The sequence below is a fragment of the Neorhizobium sp. SOG26 genome (genome assembly GCF_003491345.1).
GTDB classification, from domain to species: domain Bacteria; phylum Pseudomonadota; class Alphaproteobacteria; order Rhizobiales; family Rhizobiaceae; genus Neorhizobium; species Neorhizobium turbinariae.
In genome coordinates, this window is sequence record NZ_CP025512.1 from 2,842,176 (window position 1) to 2,862,920 (window position 20,745).

Genomic DNA, 20,745 nt, shown 5'->3' on the forward strand with positions numbered 1-20,745 from the left:
GCCTGCTCAGCAGACGGCAGCCATCTGCGGGTTGGCCGAAACCAGGGCCGACTTCAGCTTTTCGATGGCACGGCTTTCGATCTGGCGTACGCGCTCCTTTGAAATACCGAGTTCGGCACCAAGCGCCTCGAGCGTGGCGCCCTCGTCCGTCAGCCGGCGCGCGCGGATGATCTTCTTTTCGCGATCATTAAGTTTGGTCAGCGCGCCCTGCAGCCACTTGAGGCGACGCTCGCCGTCGATCATGCCCGACACCTGCTCGTCCGGCAGCGGCTCGACGCTGGCGAGCATGTCGAGGCGTTCGCCGCTGTCGGAGTCACCGGCGATGGATGGCGCCTGCAACGATGCGTCATTGCCGGAAAGCCGCGCGTCCATGGTCTGCACGTCGGCAACGCTGACGCCGAGCGCGGCGGCAATTTCTTCATGAATGGCGCGGGCGGTGAGGTTGGAGTCACCGCGGGCAAGCTTGGCGCGCAGGCGACGAAGGTTGAAGAACAGCGCCTTCTGAGCAGAGCTCGTTCCGCCACGCACGATCGACCAGTTGCGCAGGATGTAATCCTGCATCGAAGCGCGGATCCACCAGCTGGCATAGGTCGAAAAACGGACATCACGTGCCGGCTCGAACCTTGCCGCCGCTTCAAGCAGCCCTACATAGCCTTCTTGTACGAGGTCGCTCATCGGCAAACCGAAACCACGGAATTTCGAAGCCATGGCGATGACGAGACGCATATGCGCCAGCGCGATCTGGTTGCGCGCGTCCTGGTCTTTGTCGTCCTTCCAGCGGACCGCGAGATCGCGCTCCTCTTCTCGGGCGAGATAGGGAGCGGACATTGCTATCTTGATCATGGTGCGGTCTGCGGACATGGCAGTCATCGTGTTCTCCGTGAACGATCTGATCCGACAAAAGCCAGCATTCCGGAAACACCAACGGCCGCGTCATTCTTGAAACAATGACCGGCACCTAAGCATTCCAACGCGCTGCTTTTGCTCCCCTCGTTGAACCGAACGGAGAACTACATCTGGCCCAAGCCCGACATCGCCCCCGCCTTCACAAATGGAGGCGGCCCGATAGCTATCGGTTCGCCTTCCGGCGGGTTAACGCGGCGTCCGGAGAAAAGTTCCAATAAAAAACCCGGCTCTAAGCCGGGTTCTTTTGGGAAGTTTCTGAAGGAAGCGATTACGCTGCTTCTTCCTGTGCTTCGTCTTCGTCAACAGTCTTGCCGCGCTTGGGACCTTTGGCAAGGTTGACTTCAACCAGACGAACGGCTTCCGTTTCCGACATCTTGTTCACAGCGGCGATTTCACGCGCCATGCGATCCAGTGCCGCTTCATAAAGCTGGCGCTCGGAATAGGACTGCTCAGGCTGGTTCTCGGCGCGATAGAGATCGCGAACCACTTCAGCGATGGAGATAAGATCGCCGGAATTGATCTTGGCATCATATTCCTGGGCGCGGCGCGACCACATGGTGCGCTTCACACGAGCCTTGCCCTGCACAACCTTGAGAGCGCGCTCGACAAAATCCGTTTCCGAAAGCTTGCGCATGCCGATGCTCACGGCCTTCGCGACCGGCACCTTGAGGCGCATCTTGTCCTTCTCGAAATCAATCACAAAAAGTTCGAGCTTCATGCCCGCAACTTCTTGCTCTTCGATCGCTGTAATCGTACCTACACCGTGTGCAGGATAAACAATTGCTTCGCCGGTCTTGAAGCCCTGGCGTGCAGGCGAATTCTTTTTCTGCTGGGTCGTCATTCGATTCACAAACTCCCTGTTACTCACCCGTTTATCGGGTCGGGGAAACCGGGTCTGTCAGGCCCGGATGAGACGGGGGAAACCGTCGGGTCACTCCATACTGGTCCGACCAACGCGCGCGAAAAACAAACTCCATCGCGAAGTGCGACCGACAACAGCGAGACGTAGCAATGTCACGAGAACTGCGTTCGGGATGATCTGTTGCTTTCGTGATGTTTTTTGGGCACGCGAGTGCCGTCTTGTGGAACAGTAGTTTTCATCTACCACAAAAAAGCGCGGAAATCAATAATTTGCTTTTGGGGGTGTGCAAAACGTCACACCCGCCTTTGCCCAACATTGAGGCAAAGCGGCCATATGGAGGCCAGCAGTGATTCGCGGCGGAAGGGAGCCCTCAGTCCCCCTTGCCCGGCCCCGGCGAAAAGAACTGGTCGAACTTGTTGTCGACGCCGTCCATTTCCTTTGCCTCGGGAAGCGGGTCGCGCTTCACCGTGATGTTCGGCCAGATCTGCGCGAACTCGGCATTCACCTTGAGCCACTTGTCGAGCCCCGGCTCGGTATCCGGCTTGATCGCCTCGGCAGGGCATTCCGGTTCGCAGACGCCACAGTCGATGCATTCATCAGGATGGATGACGAGGAAGTTCTCGCCCTCGTAGAAACAGTCGACCGGGCATACCTCGACACAATCGGTATATTTGCAGCGAACACAATTGTCGGTCACGACATACGTCATGGGAAAACTCCAGACCATCGAGGATGCGCGGCAAGCAGGCGAAGGGCCGGCTCATCGCAGCCGGAAGATGCCTTGGGAAGGGAGTGGGGTCCGGCTTTCGACAGTCAGGTAAAGCGTTTGGCCCGCGTTATCAAGGAGAAAGCTTGCAGAAAAACACGGCCTTCCGGATCGCTTTTTCTAATCGCCGTCCACATCCGGAAAGAGCCGGTCGATCTCGCGCCGTTCCTTCTTGGTCGGGCGCCCGGTGCCCGGCGCCCGTTGCGCCTGCTCGTACAGGCTCAGGCGTTTCTGCTCCTCCGGGGGAGGCGTCAGGTCGTCGTAAAGCAGTCGGGCTTCCTCGAACGGTCCGCGACGCTCGCCGCCTGACTTGACGACGAGCACAAGGTCGCGGCGCTCAAGCGCCAGGTTGATCCGGTCGCCGGGCTTCACAAGGAAGCTCGGCTGCGTGACGAGGTCACCGTTCACCCGGACGTTGTTGGAAGCGATGAAGGTCTGCGCCAGCGAACGCGATTTCACCATGCGCGCGAAGAACAGCCATTTGTCGATGCGCTGACGCGAACCGGGTTGTGACTGTTTCTCCGCCATCGCCCTACTTCTTCATCTGCTCCTTGAGAGCAGCCAGCTTTGCGAACGGTGAATCCGGATCGATTGGCTTTTCCTTGCGCGGTGGCTTGGCCTCGAAGCGCGAAGGCTGCGACCCTTTGCCGCGGTCACCCCGATCCGGCCGTCCGCCGCCCTCGTGGCGGTCCGAACGGTTGTTGTTGTCCGGACGACGATTGTTGTCGCGGTTCGGCTTTCCGCCTTCGCGGCGCTCACCGTTCTGGCGGCCTTCGCGACGGTCACCACCACGGCGATCATCCTGGCGACCAGTCGCCTGCCCTGCTTCGCCACCGGCATTGCGCGGGCCGGAGCCACGACGCTCGCCATGACGAGGACGGCCACCGCGCTGGTCGTTGTCACGACCGGTGCCCGGGCGCCAAAGCAGAACCGGCTTCGGCTCTTCAGCTTCGGCAGGTGCCGTCGCCGGTGCTTCTGCCGTAGCGGCTTCTGCGACTGCGGCTTCAGCAGCCTCAACGGCTTCAGCAGGCTGGGCCGCTGCAGTTTCTTCCGTTGCCGCAGAGTCCGACGCTGTTTCAGCCGTTTCAGAAGCCGTAGCCTCAGCCGGTGCCTCGGCAGCCGGGGCGCTTGCAGCGGCGCTGCCGTCCTGGCTGGCGAGGAATGCCTGGGCTTCTTCAGCCTTCACGACATCTGCGCGATAACCGAGACCCTTGAGGATTTCTTCCATGTCGTCCGGCGTTGCGCCAAGGATCGACAGCATGGAGGTGGTCGTCGTGAACCGACGGCCGTCATAAGCACCTTCCGGACGCGGCGTCGTGCCCGGCTTCCACTGCAACAGCGGGCGGATGAGGTCGGCAAGACGCTCGAGGATGTCGATGCGCACGGCACGCTTGCCGAGGAAACGGAAGCCGGCGAGCTTGTAGAACATCCGCTCGAATGACGGATCCGCAACAACAGACGTACGGCCGGCTGCGAGAGCTGGAATGAGGTCGCCATAGCCCGGCTTATCAAGACCGTCGTTCTTCAGCGCCCAAAGAAGCGTGATGAGTTCGGCCGGCGCCGGCTTCAACAGGGCCGGCATGAAGACATGGTAGGCACCGAAGCGGATGCCGTAGCGGCGCATGGAAGCGCGCGCATCCTGGTCCAGCGTCTTGACGTCTTCCGCGACATCGCGACGGAACAGAACGCCAAGGTTTTCGACGAGCTGGAAGGCCAGGCCCTTGGCAAGGCCCTGCAGGTCTTCAGCGCGCGACAGGTCGTCAAGCGGCTTCAGGACCGTTGCAATGTGATGGTTCACGAAGCGCTCGATGCGCGCCACGACATGCTCGTGAGCATTGCCCGTCAGCTGTTCGTCGGCAAGCAGGATCACCCGCGGGCGCATGATGTGGTCGCTGGAAGACAGGCGGGCAACCGGATCGCCCAGCCAGCGCACGAAGCCATCCGAACCGACAGCCAGGTCGCCATTGCCGGAAGCGTAAAGCCGCGCAGCACGGGCTTCAAATTCCAAAGCCAGAGCCTTCTGGGCGGCGGCCTGCACGGCCTTGGCATCGGGGCCCTCTGCACCCGCGACAGGCGTGAACCGGAATCCGGCCAACTGCCCGACGTGATGTCCTTCAACGAAGACATCGCCATTTACACTGATTTCAGCTTCCAGCATCGCATTCTCTCTTAGGCGCCTCATGAGCACAGATGTCCTGCGATCAACAAAGCGTTTCGTCAACCTTTCATGTAGCGCGTCCGACAGCCTATCCTCGATTTCCCGAGTCTTTTCTTGCCAGTGTGTCGGATCAGCCAGCCAGCCGGGGCGGTTCGACACATAGGTCCAAGTGCGAATCTGGGCAATGCGGGCGGATAAGGTGTCGATCTCGCCATCAGTCCGGTCAGCGCGGCGGACCTGCTCCGCCATGAAATCTTCGTTGACCGTTCCGTGACGCACAAGATCGAAGAAAAGAGTCGAAATAAGGTCCGCGTGCTGCGCGGGCGCAATCCGGCGATAATCCGGCAGGGCGCAGGCTTCCCACAAGCGCTCGACGCGCTGCGGGCTGTTGGCCGCGTCGCGGATCTCCGGATAACGCGAAAGATGATCAAGCGCCTGGCTGTCAGTCGCCGGCAAGGCGCGGGAAAGACCAGCGATCGTCGGCGCCGCATCGAGGCTGTCGCGCAAGCTGCGCAGCGACGAGAAGTCGAGGTTCTTCGAGCGCCATTGCAGCACCTTCACCTGGTCGAATTCGTGGCTTTCGATCCGCTCGACCAGTTCGTCGTCGAACGGCGCCACTTGCCCCGTCACGCCAAACGTCCCGTCGCGCACGTGGCGGCCGGCACGGCCGGCAATCTGGCCAAGCTCGCCCGGGTTCAGGTTGCGAAACTGGTAGCCGTCAAACTTGCGGTCCTGGGCGAAGGCGACGTGGTCGACGTCAAGGTTGAGGCCCATACCGATCGCGTCCGTCGCCACCAGATATTCGACATCGCCGGACTGGTAGAGCCCGACCTGGGCATTGCGCGTGCGCGGGCTCAGCGCCCCAAGCACCACGGCCGCACCACCACGCTGGCGGCGGATGAGTTCGGCAATCGCGTAAACCTCGTCGGCGGAAAACGCGACGATGGCGGAGCGCTGCGGAAGACGGGTGATCTTCTTCTGTCCGGCGTAGAAGAGCTGCGAAAGGCGCGGACGCTCGATCACGGTGATGCCGGGCAGCAGCTTTTCCAGGATCGGCCGCATTGTGCCGGCACCAAGCAGCAGCGTTTCGTCGCGGCCGCGCAGATGCAGGATACGGTCGGTGAAGATGTGGCCGCGTTCGAGATCGCCCGCGAGCTGCACTTCATCGATGGCAACAAAGGAGGCGCGCGTCTCGCGCGGCATCGCCTCGACGGTGCAGACCGAAAAGCGCGCGTTCGGCGGCGAGATCTTTTCCTCGCCCGTCACAAGCGCGACCTGCGTCACGCCGACCTTTTCCACCAGCCGCGTATATACCTCGCGCGCCAGAAGACGCAGCGGCAGGCCAATGACGCCGGTGCCGTGGGCGACCATGCGTTCAATGGCATAATGCGTCTTGCCGGTATTGGTGGGACCGAGGACGGCGGTTACGCCGCGCCCGCTAAGCATCATAGGCTGAAAGTTCAAAGCCGAGTTCCGCAAGTTCGATGGCCAAGTCGGTAAGCAAGTCTCGGCCACCGAACACATGGCAATCCTGCCCTTCAAACGCAAGCCCAGCCGCCGAAAAGCAACGAGATAAACTGCAGATGCGCCCGAAGAAGGGCCGAAACGCGAGTCACATCAAGGCGTTAAGGAACAGATGCGAACGAATCGACGACGAATCGATGACTCGCGAGGATTCAACTTTTGTTCTCGCAAGATCTAGTTGCGGCGGTTCTCGAGTCCCACGAGATCCTGAATCTGCCGATTAACACTTCTTCCAGCCTGCTGAAGCCCGCACGGCAGGGCGCGATTGCAGAGTCAAGAGCCCCAACTGGGCGGCCGTCTTAACCCGCGCTTAAGCACGAGCCTGAGCCTCTGGAACAATTTCCCGTAGACGACGTTGACCCGCCGATTCCATCAGGATCATCTATCGGAGTGGAAAGTCATGCTCGGAACCGTACTGCTCATCATCCTCATTCTCCTGCTTATTGGCGCGTTGCCGAATTGGGGCTATAGCCGAGGCTGGGGTTATGGGCCGTCCGGAGGATTGGGGCTTGTGGTCCTTATCGTCATCATCCTGCTCTTGATGGGCAGGATCTAAAACGGCGCGGCCGTCGGTAAAACAGGGAAGGGAAAACGGATATGAAAAAGATTGTACTTGTATGCAGCATGGTTGGCGCCCTCGCATCTTGCACGGCAACTGAACGTGGCACCGCAATCGGTGCAGGCACCGGCGCCGTTATCGGCGGCGCAGTGACCAACAGCTGGGGCGGCGCCGCAGTTGGCGCAGTTGCCGGCGGTCTCGTTGGTGCCGCTGTTGGCCAGTCCACGGAACGCCGTGGTTACTGCGTCTATCGCGACCGCTACGGCCGCACCTACGAAGCACGTTGCCGCTAATCAACGTCTTCGCATGAATGAACCGGTGTCGAGCAATCGACGCCGGTTTTTTTCTTTGCGGGTCTTGCCTAATTGCCGCTCAGCCCGCGAAGAACTGGCCGCCATTGGCCGAGATCGTCGAGCCGGTAATGAACCCCGCATCGTCAGAGGCAAGAAACACCACGCAGCGCGCAATCTCCTCAGGTTCCCCAAGCCGTCCGACCGGGATCTGCGGGATGATCTTTTCGGCGAGCACCTTTTCCGGGATCGCCCGCACCATCTCTGTGCCGATATAACCCGGGCAGATCGCATTGACCGTGATGTTCTTGGCAGCACCTTCCTGCGCCAACGCCTTGGTGAAGCCGAGATCGCCCGCCTTGGCGGCCGAATAGTTCACCTGCCCCATCTGGCCTCGCTGCCCGTTGATGGAGGAGATATTGATGATGCGTCCAAAATTCCGGTCGCGCATCCCGCTCCAGACCGGATGCGTCATGTTGAAGAGGCCGTTGAGGTTGGTGCCAATCACCTCGGTCCACTGCTCCGGCGTCATCTTGTGGAACATGCCGTCGCGCGTGATGCCGGCATTGTTGACCAGCACCTCGACTGGCCCAAGTTCAGCCTCGACCTTGGCAATGCCCTCGACACAGGCGTCGTAGCTCGAGACATCCCATCTGAAGATCGGGATGCCGGTTTCCGTGTTGAAGGCCTGGGCCTTTTCCTCGTTGCCCGCATAGTTTGCGGCAACCCTGTACCCGGCCTTCGTCAGGGCCACCGATATGGCAGCCCCGATACCCCGCGTCCCTCCCGTGACAAGTGCGACCCTGCTCATCCAGTCTTTCCCTCTGTTGATCCGGCTCTTGGGTGTCCGGACATTCTCATGCGGGCATTCGGCGGGACGAGTCTGGCAGCAGGTGATGCGCCAGACTAATGCAATATCACCGTGTCTTCATCACATCGCTTCCAGGCACATGGCGACGCCCATGCCGCCACCGATGCAGAGCGTGGCAAGCCCCTTCTTGGCGCCGCGACGCTTCATTTCGAACAGCAGCGTGTTGAGGATGCGTGCGCCCGATGCACCGATCGGGTGGCCGATGGCGATCGCACCACCGTTGACGTTGACGATCGACGGGTCGAGCCCGAGATCGCGGGTGACGGCGCAGGACTGGGCCGCAAAGGCTTCGTTGGCCTCGACGAGATCAAGGTCGCCGACCCGCCAGCCGGCCTTCTCCAGTGCCTTGCGCGACGCCGGGATAGGCCCGGTGCCCATGATCTGCGGATCAACACCGGCGGTGGCCCAGGACACGATACGCGCCAGCGGGCTGATGCCGCGACGCGATGCTTCTTCCTCGCTCATCAGCACGGCGGCGGCAGCGCCGTCGTTGAGGCCAGACGCGTTTCCGGCAGTTACCGTGCCTTCCTTGTCGAAGGCCGGGCGCAGCTTGGCCATGGCGTCGAGCGTGGAGCCGGCACGGATATATTCGTCGTTATCGACGATGATGTCGCCCTTGCGGGTCTGGATCGTGAACGGGATGATCTCGTCCTTGAAGCGGCCGGCCGCCTGGGCAGCTTCCGCCTTGTTCTGCGAGGCGACCGCAAACTGGTCCTGCTCCTCGCGCGACAGCTGCCACTGACGAGCAATGTTCTCGGCGGTGATGCCCATGTGGTAACCGTAGAAGGCGTCCGTCAGGCCGTCCTTGATCATCGTGTCGATCATCTTGAAGTCGCCCATCTTCACGCCGCCGCGCAGGTGCGCGCAGTGCGGCGCCATCGACATCGATTCCTGGCCGCCGGCGACGATGATCTTTGCATCACCCAGCGCGATCTGCTGCATGCCGAGCGCCACGGCCCGCAGGCCCGAACCGCACAGCTGGTTCACGCCCCAGCCCGTCGCTTCCTTCGGAACGCCTGCCTTCATCGCCGCCTGGCGCGCAGGGTTCTGCCCCTCGCCGGCCGGAAGAACCTGGCCGAGGATCACTTCATCGACTTCCGCGGCATCCACGCCGGCCCGCGACAGGGCACCCTTGATGACGGCAGCGCCAAGCTCATGAGCCGGAGTGTTGGCGAAGGAGCCGTTGAATGAACCCACTGCCGTACGGGCGGCAGATGCGATCACGATGGATGGGGTGGCCATGGGATGTGTCCTTGTATTTCATGAATTGGCGCGAGACTGGCAAAGCTTCGACGCCGTGTCAAACCGTGGTTTGGGCGTCTCGGCAAGGCCGCTCAACCTCATTTTGTTTTTGCATCGTTGCTGCGCAACATGACAATCATCGCGCCGCACAAAACATTTGTAACTGCTCCGACTTTCGGCTTACACTTGTAACGGGAGTACAGTGCCATCGATAAAAATCAGCACCATGTTTTGACGGGAGCAGGAGGCAAGTATGGCGAAGACCGACGGCGAAATCACGATCAAGAAATACGCCAACCGACGCCTCTATAACACGGGGACCAGCACCTATGTGACGCTGGAAGACCTGGCCAAGATGGTGAAGAAGGGCGAGGAATTCGTCGTTCAGGATGCCAAGACGGGTGAAGACATCACCCACTCGGTGCTGACCCAGATCATTTTCGAGCAGGAGTCCAAGACCGGCAATACGCTGCTGCCGATCTCTTTCCTGCGCCAGCTGATCTCCTATTACGGCGACCAGATGCAGATGGTCGTGCCAACCTTCCTCGAGCAGTCCATGAAGGCGTTTACCGACCAGCAGGTCCAGATGCGCGAGCAGATGACGAAGGCGCTCGGCGACACGCCGATGGCCAAGAACCTGCAGGTGCCGATGCAGTTGATGGAAGAGCAGGTGCGCCGCAATACCGAGATGTTCCGGCAGGCGGTACAGATGTTCACGCCGTTCAACGGCCAGGCAACGCAACCGGCTGCAAAAAAGGCCGACTCCAAGGACATTGACGAGCTGAAAGAACAGCTGCGCAATCTCCAGAGCCGCCTCGACAACCTCTGAGGCAAGACGCTGGCGCGCTGACCGCCAGCAGGTCCTTGGCGCCTTTAGCGCGGGCAGAAACGAAAAAAGGCCGGCAAAGCCGGCCCTTCATCAAAGTCCAACAAGAAAAGCTTATGCGCTTTCCTTCGGCGTCAGAACCTGACGGCCGCGATACATGCCGGTCTTCAGATCGACATGGTGCGGACGGCGCAGTTCGCCGGAGTTCTTGTCTTCAACATAGGTCGGAGCCTTGAGTGCGTCTGCGGAGCGGCGCATACCGCGCTTCGACGGGCTCGTTTTTCTCTTCGGTACAGCCATTTTGGTTACTCCACTTCGTGCAAAACATGATTCCCGGCCGGAACTGAGGCCGAACTCATCATGTCTCGATCTCGGAAATTTGGGCGGCTTATACATGCCATGCAGGGCTTTGACCAGTACCTGCCGGCATTTTTTCGAAATAAGCGCTAAGCTTCGTCTTCCGGCACGATCCACGTCTCCTGAAGCGCCGCTTCCTGCCACTTCCGCCAGGCAGGATGCGCCTTCATGGCGTTCATGTAGGCGAGCGTCTCTTCGTCGCGCACAAGGTCGTAGACATCGAAGCGGTTGACCACCGGCGCGAACATCGCGTCTGCGCCTGAGAACTGGCCGAACAGGAACGGGCCGCCGGACTTCTGCCTGAGCTCGCGCCAGATCGTCTCGATGCGCGCCACGTCATCCATGACACCGGCCGGAAGGTCGATCACCCGCTTTGGCCGCCTTATGTTCATCGGGCAGGCGCCGCGCAGCGCCCGGAAGCCCGACAGCATTTCCATCGACACCGCGCGCGCAACCGCACGGTCCGCGGCGGCAGAGGGCCAGATGCCCTTGTCCGGAAACAGCTCGGCCACGTACTCGATGATCGCGAGCGACTCCCACACCCGCACGTCGCCATGGTGCAGGACCGGCACGCGCGCGGTTGGCGAGATATCCTTGAAACGCGGATTGCCGGCGGGGAAATCAAACGGGATCAGCACCTCCTCGAAAGGGATGCCCGCCGCCGTCATGGCGATCCAGGGGCGGAAGGACCAGGACGAATAGTTCTTGTTGCCGATGTAGAGAGTAAGCTTTTCCATGCGCGTGTCTCCATGTGCCCATCAGCTTGTAATCAGCGGAATGGACGGCGACCAATGAATTCGCGCGAAGTCAGGGATAAATGCATTTGATATAGGCGCCGGAAGCGCGTGCCCGCCGCTCCACCACGCCCGCCAGCCGCGTCATGCCGCGCCCCGGCTTGCTGGCCACGCGGGTAAACGGGTTCGGCAGCGCCACCGCCAGCAGCGCCGCCTGTTTGGTGCTGAGCTTCGAGGCAGAGGTCTTGAAGTGGTGCTGTGCGGCGGCCTCCGCACCGTAGATGCCCGGCCCCCATTCGGCGATATTGAGGTAGATCTCCATCATCCGCGGTTTCGACCAGACGAAATCGGCACCGAGCGCCAGCGGCAGTTCCAGGGCCTTGCGAATGAAAGAGCGGCCATTCCACAAGAACAGGTTCTTGGCCGTCTGCATCGGAATGGTGCTGGCGCCGCGCGTTGCCTCTCCGTCCAGCGCATCCTCCACCACGCTGCGCATCTGGTTCCAGTCGACCCCGCCATGCAGGCAGAAGCGTGCGTCCTCAGACATCATCACGGCGCGCACGAGGTTCGGTGAGATGTCATCCAGGCTCATCCACTGGCGATCATAGCCACGCATCAACGCCAGTTCCGAAAGCATCAGGGTCGAAACCGGGCGGGTGAAGGGCAGCGCGTAAACGAGGATCAACAGGTAGGGCAGCACAAGCACCGCAAGCACGGCCAACAGAATACGCCGGATCATCCTGCGCCACCCTCCCCGTCGCTCGACGGCGGGCTCTTCTGCTCCATTGTCTTCCGGCGCAATATCCAAGCTCTTCGTCCCTGCCTGCCCGTTTCATAACCGCACATGCCGGCGATGGCGAGTCCGCGAAGCCAAACTTCACCGCCCGTGGTGAATCCGCATTGTCAGCCATCAGGCGCCGTGCCAAACAGCAGCCATGACGGATGCGACAGACCAATTCGAAACACGCCTGCGGCAGAGTGCAACCGAAACGGAAGCGCTGCTGACATCGCTGCTTTCCGAGGCGCCCCTGCCCGATGAAATCGGCCGCCCGCAAAACCTCATGGCGGCGATGCGGCACGGCTCGCTCAACGGCGGCAAGCGGCTGCGGCCCTTCCTGCTGCGGCAGGCCACCGAGATGCTGGGCGGGCCGAAAGACGCTGCCCTCCGGGTTGGCGTCGCACTCGAATGCATCCATTGTTATTCGCTGATCCACGACGACCTGCCGGCCATGGACGACGACGACCTACGTCGCGGCCAGCCGACGGTGCACAAGGCCTTTGACGAGGCAACCGCGATCCTTGCTGGCGACAGCCTCCTCACCTTCGCCTTCGACATCATCGCCGCACCGGAAACCGAACTTGCCGACCGGTTGAAGACCGAGCTCGTGCTGGCGCTTGCCCGCGCCGCCGGCGCCGGCGGCATGGCCGGCGGACAGGCGCTGGACCTTGCAGCGGAAAAGGTGGCGCCGGACGAAGCCGGCATCGTCACCCTGCAGGCAATGAAGACCGGCGCGCTGTTGCGGTTCGCCTGTGAAGGCGGCGCGATCGTTGCCGGCGCTACTGCAGACGACCGGCAGCGCCTGCGCGCCTTTGGCGAGAAGATCGGCCTCGCCTTCCAGCTCGCCGACGATCTCCTGGACGTCACCTCGGATGCCACCACCATGGGCAAGGCAACCGGCAAGGATGCTGCGCGCGGCAAGGGGACGCTCGTTTCGCTCCACGGTACCGCCTGGGCAGAGCAGCAGCTTGACACGCTGGCGAAGGAAGCTTCCGCACTCCTTGAGCCATACGGGACAAAGGCTGCTATCCTGCAGCAGGCAGCACGGTTCATCGCCGATCGCACCAGCTGACGGACAAGCGCAAGCGGCACAAAAGGGAGGTTTGTGAATGCCGGACGTGTTCGTTTACCTGCCGCACATCTGGCCGGCTTATGTCGCGTTCCTCATCGCGGTTTTGAGCCCCGGCCCCGCCAACTTCGCCATCATGGGCACGGCGATCTCGGAAGGACGCCGCGCCGGCCTCATCATCGCGCTCGGCATCTTCTGTGGCTCGCTCACCTGGGCAATCTCGGCCGCACTCGGCCTTGCCGCCATCCTGCGCACCTATGCCGTCGCGCTCGAGGTGATGAAGATCTTCGGCGGGCTATACCTAATCTATCTTGCCTGGAAAGCCTACAAGTCGGCACGCCGCAGCGACGCGCTGCAGGCGGTGGCTGAAACCGAGGCAGCGCCGCGCACAGCCCGTCAGCTCTGGCTGCGCGGTTATGCCATCCACGTCACCAATCCGAAGGCAATCTTCGGCTGGCTTGCGATCATTTCGCTAGGTCTTCCGGTCAATCCGCCGACCTCGGCGATCGTCTTGATCGTCGGAATGTGCAGCACGACGAGCCTGCTCGTCTTCACCGGATATGCGATGCTGTTTTCAACACAGCGCGCCTTGCGGGTCTACAAGTCGGCAAGACGCTGGATCGAGGCGACGATGGCCGTGGTCTACAGCCTCGCCGGCTTCAAGCTGTTGACGAGCCGCATCTAGCACGGCTCGCCACCTCACGAGGATCAGCCCTGGGTGATCGGCGCGATCGCCACTTCGACGCGGCGGTTCTGGGCCCGACCTTCCGCCGTCGCGTTGGACGCGATCGGCTGCGACGGGCCAAAGCCCATGGTCGAAATGCGGCGCTGGTCGACGCCACGGCTGCCAAGATAGTTCGCAACCGATGCCGCACGACGCTCCGACAGGCCCTGGTTGTGCTGCAGGCTGCCGGTCGAATCGGTGTGGCCGTTGACGTCGATGAACGTACGATTGAACTTGTTGAGCACGATCGCAACGGAATCCAGCGTCCGGTAGAACGGCGGGATCACCTGGTCCTGATCGGTTGCAAAGGTGATGTTGGACGGCATGTTGAGGATGATCCGGTCGCCCATGCGGGTTACCGATACGCCCGTGCCCCGCAGTTCGGCACGAAGCTCGGCTTCCTGGTTGTCCATGTAGGCGCCGATGCCGCCGCCGGCGAGCGCACCGATGCCGGCGCCGATCAGCGCATTGCGGCCAGCATGGCGGCCACCCGTCAGCGCGCCGGCAAGTGCGCCGACGCCGGCGCCGATCGCAGCACCGCCAGCGGTGTTGGATACCTTCTGTTCCCCGGTATAGGGGTCGGTCGTGGTGCAGGCAGAAAGATAGGTCGCGCTCAGCGCGACGATCGCAATTTTCTTGAGCATGTAATCGAGGTCCCCGTCGTCAGTGGTGACCCGTCATTTACCATAGATTGCGGCATTTGCGAGGAGGCCGCGTGACCACATGCATGCGAGCAGGCCCCTGTGTTTTCCCTGCATCAATAATCGGGCGCACTGCCGGCCAAACGCAGCAAAAACGGCTTATTCCGCGGCGCTCTTCCGGCCGAAGCGGTTCTCGATATAGTCCGCCACGAGCTTCTCGAAGTCGCTGGCGATATTCGGGCCACGCAGCGTCATCGCCTTCTTGCCGTCGATGAACACCGGTGCGGCCGGCGTTTCCCCCGTACCCGGCAGCGAAATGCCGATATCGGCATGCTTGCTTTCACCCGGTCCGTTGACGATGCAGCCCATGACCGCAACGTTCAGCGCTTCGACGCCCGGATATTTTTCGCGCCAGACCGGCATGTTCTTGCGGATGTCGTCCTGGATGTTCTGCGCCAGTTCCTGGAAAACGGTCGAGGTGGTGCGGCCGCAACCGGGGCAAGCGGCAACCACGGGAATGAACTGCCGGAAGCCCATGACCTGCAGCAGTTCCTGCGCCACCTGAACCTCGCGGGTCCGGTCGCCGTTCGGCTCCGGCGTCAGCGAAACACGGATGGTATCGCCGATTCCGTGCTGCAACACGTAACCCATGGCGGCAGAAGAGGCGACGATGCCCTTGGAGCCCATGCCGGCTTCCGTCAGGCCAAGGTGGAGCGCGTGGTTGGAGCGCTCAGCGAGCATGGAATAAACTGCAATCAGGTCCTGCACCTGACTGACCTTTGCCGACAGGATGATGCGGTTGCGCGGCAGGCCGATGCTTTCCGCCAGTTCAGCCGAGATCAGCGCCGACTGGACGATCGCCTCATGCATGACCTGGCGGGCCGAAAGCGGTGAACCTTCCGCGGCGTTGCGGTCCATCAGCGTGGTCAGCAGGTCCTGGTCGAGCGAACCCCAGTTGACGCCGATGCGCACCGGCTTGTCGTAGCGGATCGCCATCTCGATGATGTCGGCGAACTGCTTGTCCTTTTTGTCCTTGAAGCCGACATTGCCGGGATTGATGCGGTATTTTGCCAGAGCCTCGGCGCAGGCCGGATGATCGGCGAGAAGCTTGTGACCGATGTAATGGAAATCGCCAACCAGCGGCACATCCATGCCGAGCCGCAGCAGGCGCTCGCGGATCTTCGGCACGGCCGCAGCACTCTCGTCACGGTCCACCGTGATGCGCACGATCTCCGAACCCGCGCGATGCAGGGCCGCCACCTGGGCAACCGTCGCATCGATGTCGGCGGTGTCGGTATTCGTCATCGACTGCACGACGACCGGCGCCCCTCCCCCCACGATGACGCCGCCGACATCAACGGCGACGGTGGAACGGCGTGGCTTGGGATCGTAGTCAATCGGTGACGGCATGGGTTGCTCACTGCCTTCGAAGGAGGAAATGCAAGAAAAAGTTGCTTCTCAGGTGGCGTATGCCTGCCGCCTTGTCAACGGGCGGTGCGCAGGCAGCAGTCAACCGAGACGCTCCTCTTCCTACCAAAGCCTCATTGCGACTTTTTAGTGGTGCGCGTTGTCCGCATGGCGCGCAAGCGACGACAGGAACAGCACCACCACCAAGAGGGCCGAGAGACCGGCAAAGATCGATGCGAGACCGGTATGCTCGGCGATGAAGCCGATGCCGGACGGCGCCACCAGGATGCCGGAATAGCCCATCGTCGTGACCACGGACAAGCCGACGCCGGCGGCCATGCCCGGCAGGTTTCCGGCGGCGGAGAAGCAGATCGGCACGATATTGGAGATGCCGATGCCCGCCAGCGCAAAGCCTGCAATGGCGACCGAGGTATTTTCCGCAAAGCCGATCAGAAGCATGCCGAAGATGGCGATGACGACGCAGGCGCGCAGCGTCATGACCGCACCGAACCGGTCGCGGATCAGGTCGCCGGCGAACCGCATGACCGCCATGGTGAGCGAAAATGCCGCATAAGCGAGACCCGACAACGTTACCGATGCACCGAGTTCGCTGCGCATGTAGAGCGCACCCCAATCCAGCACCGCGCCTTCTGGAACCATGCAGAACAACGCCATGATGCCGATCAGCCACGGCAGTGGCGAACGCGGCAGCCGGGCGCCCCTGCCTTCAGCAGCTTCGTCGGGATGCGGGGCATCGTGGAAGACGATCTTCCACGATGCAAGGATCATCAGCGCTGCAACAACGGTCACCAGCACCGCATGGGCGCCGACGCCCATATGGTCGATCAGGAAACCGCCGGTCGAAGAGCCGATCAAGCCGCCAAGGCTCCAGAAGGCGTGGCAAGACGACATGATCGCCCGTCGCATCGACTTCTCCACCGCAACGGCGTTCGCGTTCATGGCAACGTCCATCGCCCCGATCAATCCGCCAAACAGGAAGATCGCGACGGCACCGGACCAGATGCCGCCCACCCAGGTGAGCAGCAGCAGGGTTGGCGTCAACAATAGGGCGCTGATCTTCGACACGCGGCTCGAGCCGAACCGGGCGATCTGCATGCCGGCGAGCGGCATCATTACGATGGAGCCAAGCCCGAAGGTCAGGATCATCAGGCCAAGCGTGCTTTCGCTCAGGCCAAGCCGCTCCGCAAATTCCGGGATCTTCGGCGCCCAGGCGCCGATCATGAAGCCGTTCATGAGGAAGAGCAGCGACACGCCGATACGTGCAGGCGTTACCACCGCAGCGGAAGCTTTAGGCACGGCTTGCGAATCCATCTGATCCTCCTCCAGTTGCCGCAGCATTTATTTAAATCGATTAGCATGCGCAACCATCTCGCTGGTCCGCGCTCTCACGATTTATGTCAGCAGCACAATAAGATGGGGCGCCGGCAGGCGGCGCCCCACGAGATGGCGTCAGATACGACTACTCCGCAAAGACGATCAGCAGGTCCTTGGCGTCGATCTGGTCGCCTGCCTTCACGGTCACTTCGACAACCGTTCCGTCCTTTTCGGCATGCAGCGCGGTTTCCATCTTCATCGCCTCGATGGAAAGCAGCACGTCGCCGGCCTTGACCGCCTGGTTGGGCGATACGAAGACGCGCGAGATGACGCCCGGCATCGGTGCGCCAAGATGCGCGCTGTTGCCGGCTTCCGCCTTGCGGCGCACCGCCGAGCCCGACGCACCGTGGGCGCGATCCGGTACCTTGATGCGGCGTGGCTGGCCGTTGAGCTCGAAGAAGACGGTGACCATGCCCTGCGAGTCCGGCTGGCTCATCGCCTGGTTGACGATCACCAGCGTCTTGCCGTGTTCGATATCGGCAAACAGCTCTTCGCCATCCTTCATTCCGTAGAAATAGGCATGCGTCGGTAGCACCGAGACGGGGCCATAGGTGTCGGAGGCGAGCGCAAAGTCGGTGAAGACCTTCGGATACATCAGGTAGGAAGCTAATTCGAAGTCGCTCACCTGACGTTCCAGCTTGTCTTCGATCGTCTTGCGTTCGGCTTCAAGATCGGCAGGCGCCAGAAGCGAGCCAGGCACTGCCGTATAGGGCTCCTCGCCCTTCAGCGCCTTCTTCTGCAGCGCCGGCGGCCAACCGCCCGGAGGCTGGCCAAGATCGCCCTTCAGCATCGAAACGACCGAATCCGGGAAGGCGATGTCCTTGGCCGGGTTTTCGACGTCGGCCACCGTCAGGTCCTGCGAGACCATCATCAGCGCCATGTCGCCCACCACCTTGGAGGATGGCGTGACCTTCACGATGTCGCCGAACATCTGGTTCACGTCCGCATAGGTCTGGGCGACCTTGTGCCACTTGGTCTCCAGCCCCAGCGAACGCGCCTGTTCCTTGAGGTTGGTGAACTGGCCGCCCGGCAATTCGTGGAGATAGACTTCCGAGGCAGGCCCCTTCAGGTCGCTTTCAAACGCGGCATACTGGTTGCGCACCGCTTCCCAATAGAAGGAGATCTTGCGGATCCATTCCGGATCAAGGCCACCGTTGGCATTCGGATCACGATCCGACCCGGCCAGCGCCTCGACAATCGAGCCGAGGCAGGGCTGCGACGTGCCGCCGGAAAGCGCATCCATGGCCGCATCCACGACATCAACACCCGCCTCGACTGCGGCCAGCACGGTTGCCGCGGCGATGCCGGACGTATCATGCGTGTGGAAGTGGATCGGCAGGGAGGTTGCCTCGCGCAGTGCCTTGAACAGCACGCGCGCCGCGGCCGGCTTCAGCAGCCCGGCCATGTCCTTCAGCGCAATGATATGCGCGCCAGCCTTTTCCAGTTCCTCGGCAAGGCTCACGTAGTATTTGAGGTCGTATTTCGGACGCGCCGAATTGCCGAGATCGCCCGTGTAGCAGATGGCCGCTTCGCAGAGCTTGTTTTCTTCGTTCACCGCATCCATCGAGACGCGCATGTTGTCGACCCAGTTGAGGCAGTCGAACACACGGAAGAGATCGATGCCGCCCGCAGCCGCCTGGCGCACGAAGTACTTCACCACGTTGTCGGGATAGTTCTTGTAGCCGACGCCGTTTGCGCCGCGCAGCAGCATCTGCAGCAGAAGGTTCGGCGCATCTTCGCGGATCAGGTGGAGACGTTCCCATGGATCTTCGGTCAGGAAGCGCATGGAGACGTCGAAGGTCGCTCCACCCCAGCACTCGAGCGAGAAGAGATCCGGCAGCGCCCGGGCATAAACGCCGGCGATGCGCGCGATGTCATAGGTGCGCATGCGGGTCGCAAGCAGCGACTGGTGGCCGTCGCGCATCGTCGTGTCCGTCAGCAGCACGCGCTTTTCGTTGCGCATCCACTCGGCGAAGCCCTTCGGCCCCAACTGGTCGAGGCGCTGCTTGGTGCCATCCGGCACGGAACCGTTGATGTAAGGCAGCACCGGCTTTGCCGCCTGTTCGGAGGGCACCGGCCGGCCCTTGGTTTCCGGGTGGCCGTTGACGGTGACATCCGCCAGATAGGTCAGGAGCTTCGTCGCGCGGTCCTGGCGCTTCACCTGCTCGAACAGCTCCGGCGTCGAGTCGATGAAGCGGGTCGTGTAGGAATTGTCGCGGAAGTTCGGATGTCCGATGATGGCTTCCAGGAAGGTCAGGTTGGTGGCCACACCGCGGATACGGAATTCGCGCAAAGCGCGGTCCATGCGGGCGATCGCCTCGAGTGGCTGCGGCGCCCAGGCGGTTACCTTGACGAGCAGCGGGTCGTAATAACGGGTAATCACGGCGCCCGAATAGGACGTGCCGCCGTCGAGACGGATGCCGAAGCCCGATGCCGAACGATAGGCCGTGATGCGCCCGTAGTCGGGAATGAAGTTGTGCTCGGGATCTTCGGTGGTGATGCGGCACTGCAGCGCGTGGCCGTTGAGACGGATATCCTCCTGGCGCGGCACGCCGGATTCAGGCGTGCCGATCGCAGCCCCTTCAAGGATGTGGATCTGCGCCTTGACGATGTCGATTCCGGTCACGACCTCCGTCACCGTGTGTTCGACCTGGATGCGCGGGTTCACTTCGATGAAATAGAACTTGCCGGTATCGGCATCCATCAGATACTCGACCGTACCGGCGCCGACATAGTTGGTCGCGCCCGCGATCTTCAGCGAATAGGCCGCAAGCTCCTGCCGCTGCGCTTCGCTGAGGTAAGGTGCCGGCGCGCGCTCCACGACCTTCTGGTTGCGGCGCTGGATCGAGCAATCACGTTCAAAGAGATGCACGACATTGCCGTGGGTGTCGCCAAGGATCTGGCTTTCCACATGGCGCGCCCGCTCCACGAGCTTTTCAAGGAAAACCTCGTCCTTGCCGAAGGCGGCCATCGCCTCGCGCTTGGCCTCCGTCACTTCCTTGGCAAGGTCAGCTTCGGAACGGATGACGCGCATGCCGCGTCCGCCACCACCCCAGGAGGCCTTCAGCATCACCGGGTAGCCGATCTCGGCGGCCATGCGCCTGACCTCTGCCATGTCGTCCGGAAGCGGCTCGGTGGCGGGAACCACCGGCACGCCAACGGAGATCGCCAGATTGCGTGCCGCGACCTTGTTGCCGAGCTGGCGCATGGTCTGCGCCGTCGGCCCAATGAAGGTGATGCCGGCCTCGTTGCAGGCCTCGACGAATTCAGGGCTTTCCGAAAGCAGGCCGTAACCCGGATGGATCGCGTCGGCGCCAGACAGCTTGGCCACGCGGATGACTTCGGGGATCGACAGGTAGCTCTCGATCGGTCCCAGGTCCTTTTCCAGATGCGGACCGCGGCCCACTTGGTAACTTTCATCGGCCTTGAAACGGTGCAGCGAGAGCTTGTCTTCCTCCGCCCAGATCGCCACCGTCTTGATGCCAAGTTCGTTGGCAGCCCGGAACACACGGATCGCGATTTCGGAACGATTCGCTACAAGTAGCTTTGTGATCGGCAAAATAGACCTCCCAGGCGCCATCAAAAATGCTGCACTGCAGAAAATCAGTAAGCCGCGGTTTTAGCAAGGTCATTTTG

Annotated in this window: 19 protein-coding genes; 5 read left to right on the forward strand and 14 right to left on the reverse strand. The window is 61.9% G+C overall.

The features are described from left to right. Nucleotides 1-6 precede the first annotated feature (6 nt). The 5 genes from CYG48_RS14145 to CYG48_RS14165 form a co-directional block, all read right to left on the reverse strand. Nucleotides 7-870 carry an RNA polymerase factor sigma-32 gene (locus CYG48_RS14145; RefSeq protein WP_118850961.1) on the reverse strand — a complete coding sequence of 288 codons (864 nt, stop codon included), beginning with the start codon at nucleotides 868-870 and terminating at the stop codon, nucleotides 7-9. A 304-nt stretch (nucleotides 871-1,174) separates the two neighbouring features. Then, nucleotides 1,175-1,747 (reverse strand): CarD family transcriptional regulator, encoded by a 573-nt coding sequence (locus CYG48_RS14150; RefSeq protein WP_118850962.1) that lies wholly within the window; start codon nucleotides 1,745-1,747, stop codon nucleotides 1,175-1,177. A gap of 391 nt (nucleotides 1,748-2,138) precedes the next feature. Next, nucleotides 2,139-2,477 carry a ferredoxin FdxA gene (gene fdxA / locus CYG48_RS14155; RefSeq protein WP_118851673.1) on the reverse strand — a complete coding sequence of 113 codons (339 nt, stop codon included), beginning with the start codon at nucleotides 2,475-2,477 and terminating at the stop codon, nucleotides 2,139-2,141. A 177-nt stretch (nucleotides 2,478-2,654) separates the two neighbouring features. Next, the gene (locus tag CYG48_RS14160) at nucleotides 2,655-3,062 is read right to left on the reverse strand and encodes an RNA-binding S4 domain-containing protein (protein ID WP_118850963.1); all 408 of its coding nucleotides are present in this window, start codon (nucleotides 3,060-3,062) and stop codon (nucleotides 2,655-2,657) included. A 4-nt stretch (nucleotides 3,063-3,066) separates the two neighbouring features. Continuing rightward, nucleotides 3,067-6,141, reverse strand: a complete 3,075-nt coding sequence (locus tag CYG48_RS14165; RefSeq protein WP_118850964.1) for a helicase-related protein — start codon at nucleotides 6,139-6,141, stop codon at nucleotides 3,067-3,069. Between the two features lie 475 nt (nucleotides 6,142-6,616). Between CYG48_RS14165 and CYG48_RS14170 the strand changes: the two genes are divergently transcribed. Further along, nucleotides 6,617-6,772 (forward strand): DUF3309 family protein, encoded by a 156-nt coding sequence (locus CYG48_RS14170; RefSeq protein ID WP_118850965.1) that lies wholly within the window; start codon nucleotides 6,617-6,619, stop codon nucleotides 6,770-6,772. A 41-nt stretch (nucleotides 6,773-6,813) separates the two neighbouring features. Further along, nucleotides 6,814-7,068: a YMGG-like glycine zipper-containing protein gene (locus CYG48_RS14175; protein ID WP_118850966.1), complete on the forward strand. Its 255-nt coding sequence runs from the start codon at nucleotides 6,814-6,816 to the stop codon at nucleotides 7,066-7,068. A gap of 79 nt (nucleotides 7,069-7,147) precedes the next feature. On the opposite strand, the gene CYG48_RS14180 is transcribed toward CYG48_RS14175, so the two are convergent. Beyond that, entirely contained in the window at nucleotides 7,148-7,876 is a 729-nt protein-coding gene (locus CYG48_RS14180) for a beta-ketoacyl-ACP reductase (protein WP_118850967.1), read from the reverse strand. A 120-nt stretch (nucleotides 7,877-7,996) separates the two neighbouring features. Then, nucleotides 7,997-9,178 (reverse strand): acetyl-CoA C-acetyltransferase, encoded by a 1,182-nt coding sequence (locus CYG48_RS14185; RefSeq protein WP_118850968.1) that lies wholly within the window; start codon nucleotides 9,176-9,178, stop codon nucleotides 7,997-7,999. 253 nt (nucleotides 9,179-9,431) lie between these two features. On the opposite strand from CYG48_RS14185, the gene phaR reads away from it, so the two are divergent. Next, nucleotides 9,432-10,007: a polyhydroxyalkanoate synthesis repressor PhaR gene (gene phaR / locus CYG48_RS14190; RefSeq protein WP_118850969.1), complete on the forward strand. Its 576-nt coding sequence runs from the start codon at nucleotides 9,432-9,434 to the stop codon at nucleotides 10,005-10,007. A gap of 111 nt (nucleotides 10,008-10,118) precedes the next feature. Here phaR and rpmF read toward each other — a convergent pair whose 3' ends face one another. The 3 genes from rpmF to mtgA all read right to left on the reverse strand — a co-directional run bounded on the left by rpmF (nucleotide 10,119) and on the right by mtgA (nucleotide 11,903). Then, nucleotides 10,119-10,304 (reverse strand): 50S ribosomal protein L32, encoded by a 186-nt coding sequence (gene rpmF, locus CYG48_RS14195; protein ID WP_118850970.1) that lies wholly within the window; start codon nucleotides 10,302-10,304, stop codon nucleotides 10,119-10,121. A 146-nt stretch (nucleotides 10,305-10,450) separates the two neighbouring features. Next, nucleotides 10,451-11,098, reverse strand: coding sequence for a glutathione S-transferase family protein (locus tag CYG48_RS14200; RefSeq protein ID WP_118850971.1), 648 nt, complete (start codon nucleotides 11,096-11,098; stop codon nucleotides 10,451-10,453). A gap of 70 nt (nucleotides 11,099-11,168) precedes the next feature. Further along, nucleotides 11,169-11,903 (reverse strand): monofunctional biosynthetic peptidoglycan transglycosylase, encoded by a 735-nt coding sequence (gene mtgA, locus CYG48_RS14205; protein ID WP_199925152.1) that lies wholly within the window; start codon nucleotides 11,901-11,903, stop codon nucleotides 11,169-11,171. A gap of 127 nt (nucleotides 11,904-12,030) precedes the next feature. Here mtgA and CYG48_RS14210 point away from each other — a divergent pair, with 127 nt between their 5' ends. Together CYG48_RS14210 and CYG48_RS14215 are read left to right on the forward strand one after the other, a co-directional pair. Further along, on the forward strand, nucleotides 12,031-12,945 hold the full coding sequence (locus CYG48_RS14210) for a polyprenyl synthetase family protein (protein ID WP_118850973.1): 915 nt from the start codon (nucleotides 12,031-12,033) through the stop codon (nucleotides 12,943-12,945). Between the two features lie 37 nt (nucleotides 12,946-12,982). Beyond that, nucleotides 12,983-13,627 (forward strand): LysE family translocator, encoded by a 645-nt coding sequence (locus tag CYG48_RS14215; RefSeq protein ID WP_118850974.1) that lies wholly within the window; start codon nucleotides 12,983-12,985, stop codon nucleotides 13,625-13,627. A gap of 23 nt (nucleotides 13,628-13,650) precedes the next feature. Here the strand turns inward: CYG48_RS14215 and CYG48_RS14220 are convergent, their stop codons facing one another. The 4 genes from CYG48_RS14220 to pyc all read right to left on the reverse strand — a co-directional run bounded on the left by CYG48_RS14220 (nucleotide 13,651) and on the right by pyc (nucleotide 20,668). Further along, a complete protein-coding gene (locus tag CYG48_RS14220) occupies nucleotides 13,651-14,310 on the reverse strand; it encodes an OmpA family protein (RefSeq protein WP_118850975.1) in 660 nt (219 codons plus the stop codon). A 156-nt stretch (nucleotides 14,311-14,466) separates the two neighbouring features. After that, nucleotides 14,467-15,717 carry a flavodoxin-dependent (E)-4-hydroxy-3-methylbut-2-enyl-diphosphate synthase gene (gene ispG / locus CYG48_RS14225; RefSeq protein WP_118850976.1) on the reverse strand — a complete coding sequence of 417 codons (1,251 nt, stop codon included), beginning with the start codon at nucleotides 15,715-15,717 and terminating at the stop codon, nucleotides 14,467-14,469. A 144-nt stretch (nucleotides 15,718-15,861) separates the two neighbouring features. Then, nucleotides 15,862-17,046: an MFS transporter gene (locus CYG48_RS14230; RefSeq protein WP_118850977.1), complete on the reverse strand. Its 1,185-nt coding sequence runs from the start codon at nucleotides 17,044-17,046 to the stop codon at nucleotides 15,862-15,864. 148 nt (nucleotides 17,047-17,194) lie between these two features. Next, nucleotides 17,195-20,668, reverse strand: coding sequence for a pyruvate carboxylase (gene pyc / locus CYG48_RS14235; protein WP_118850978.1), 3,474 nt, complete (start codon nucleotides 20,666-20,668; stop codon nucleotides 17,195-17,197). Nucleotides 20,669-20,745: the final 77 nt, after the last annotated feature.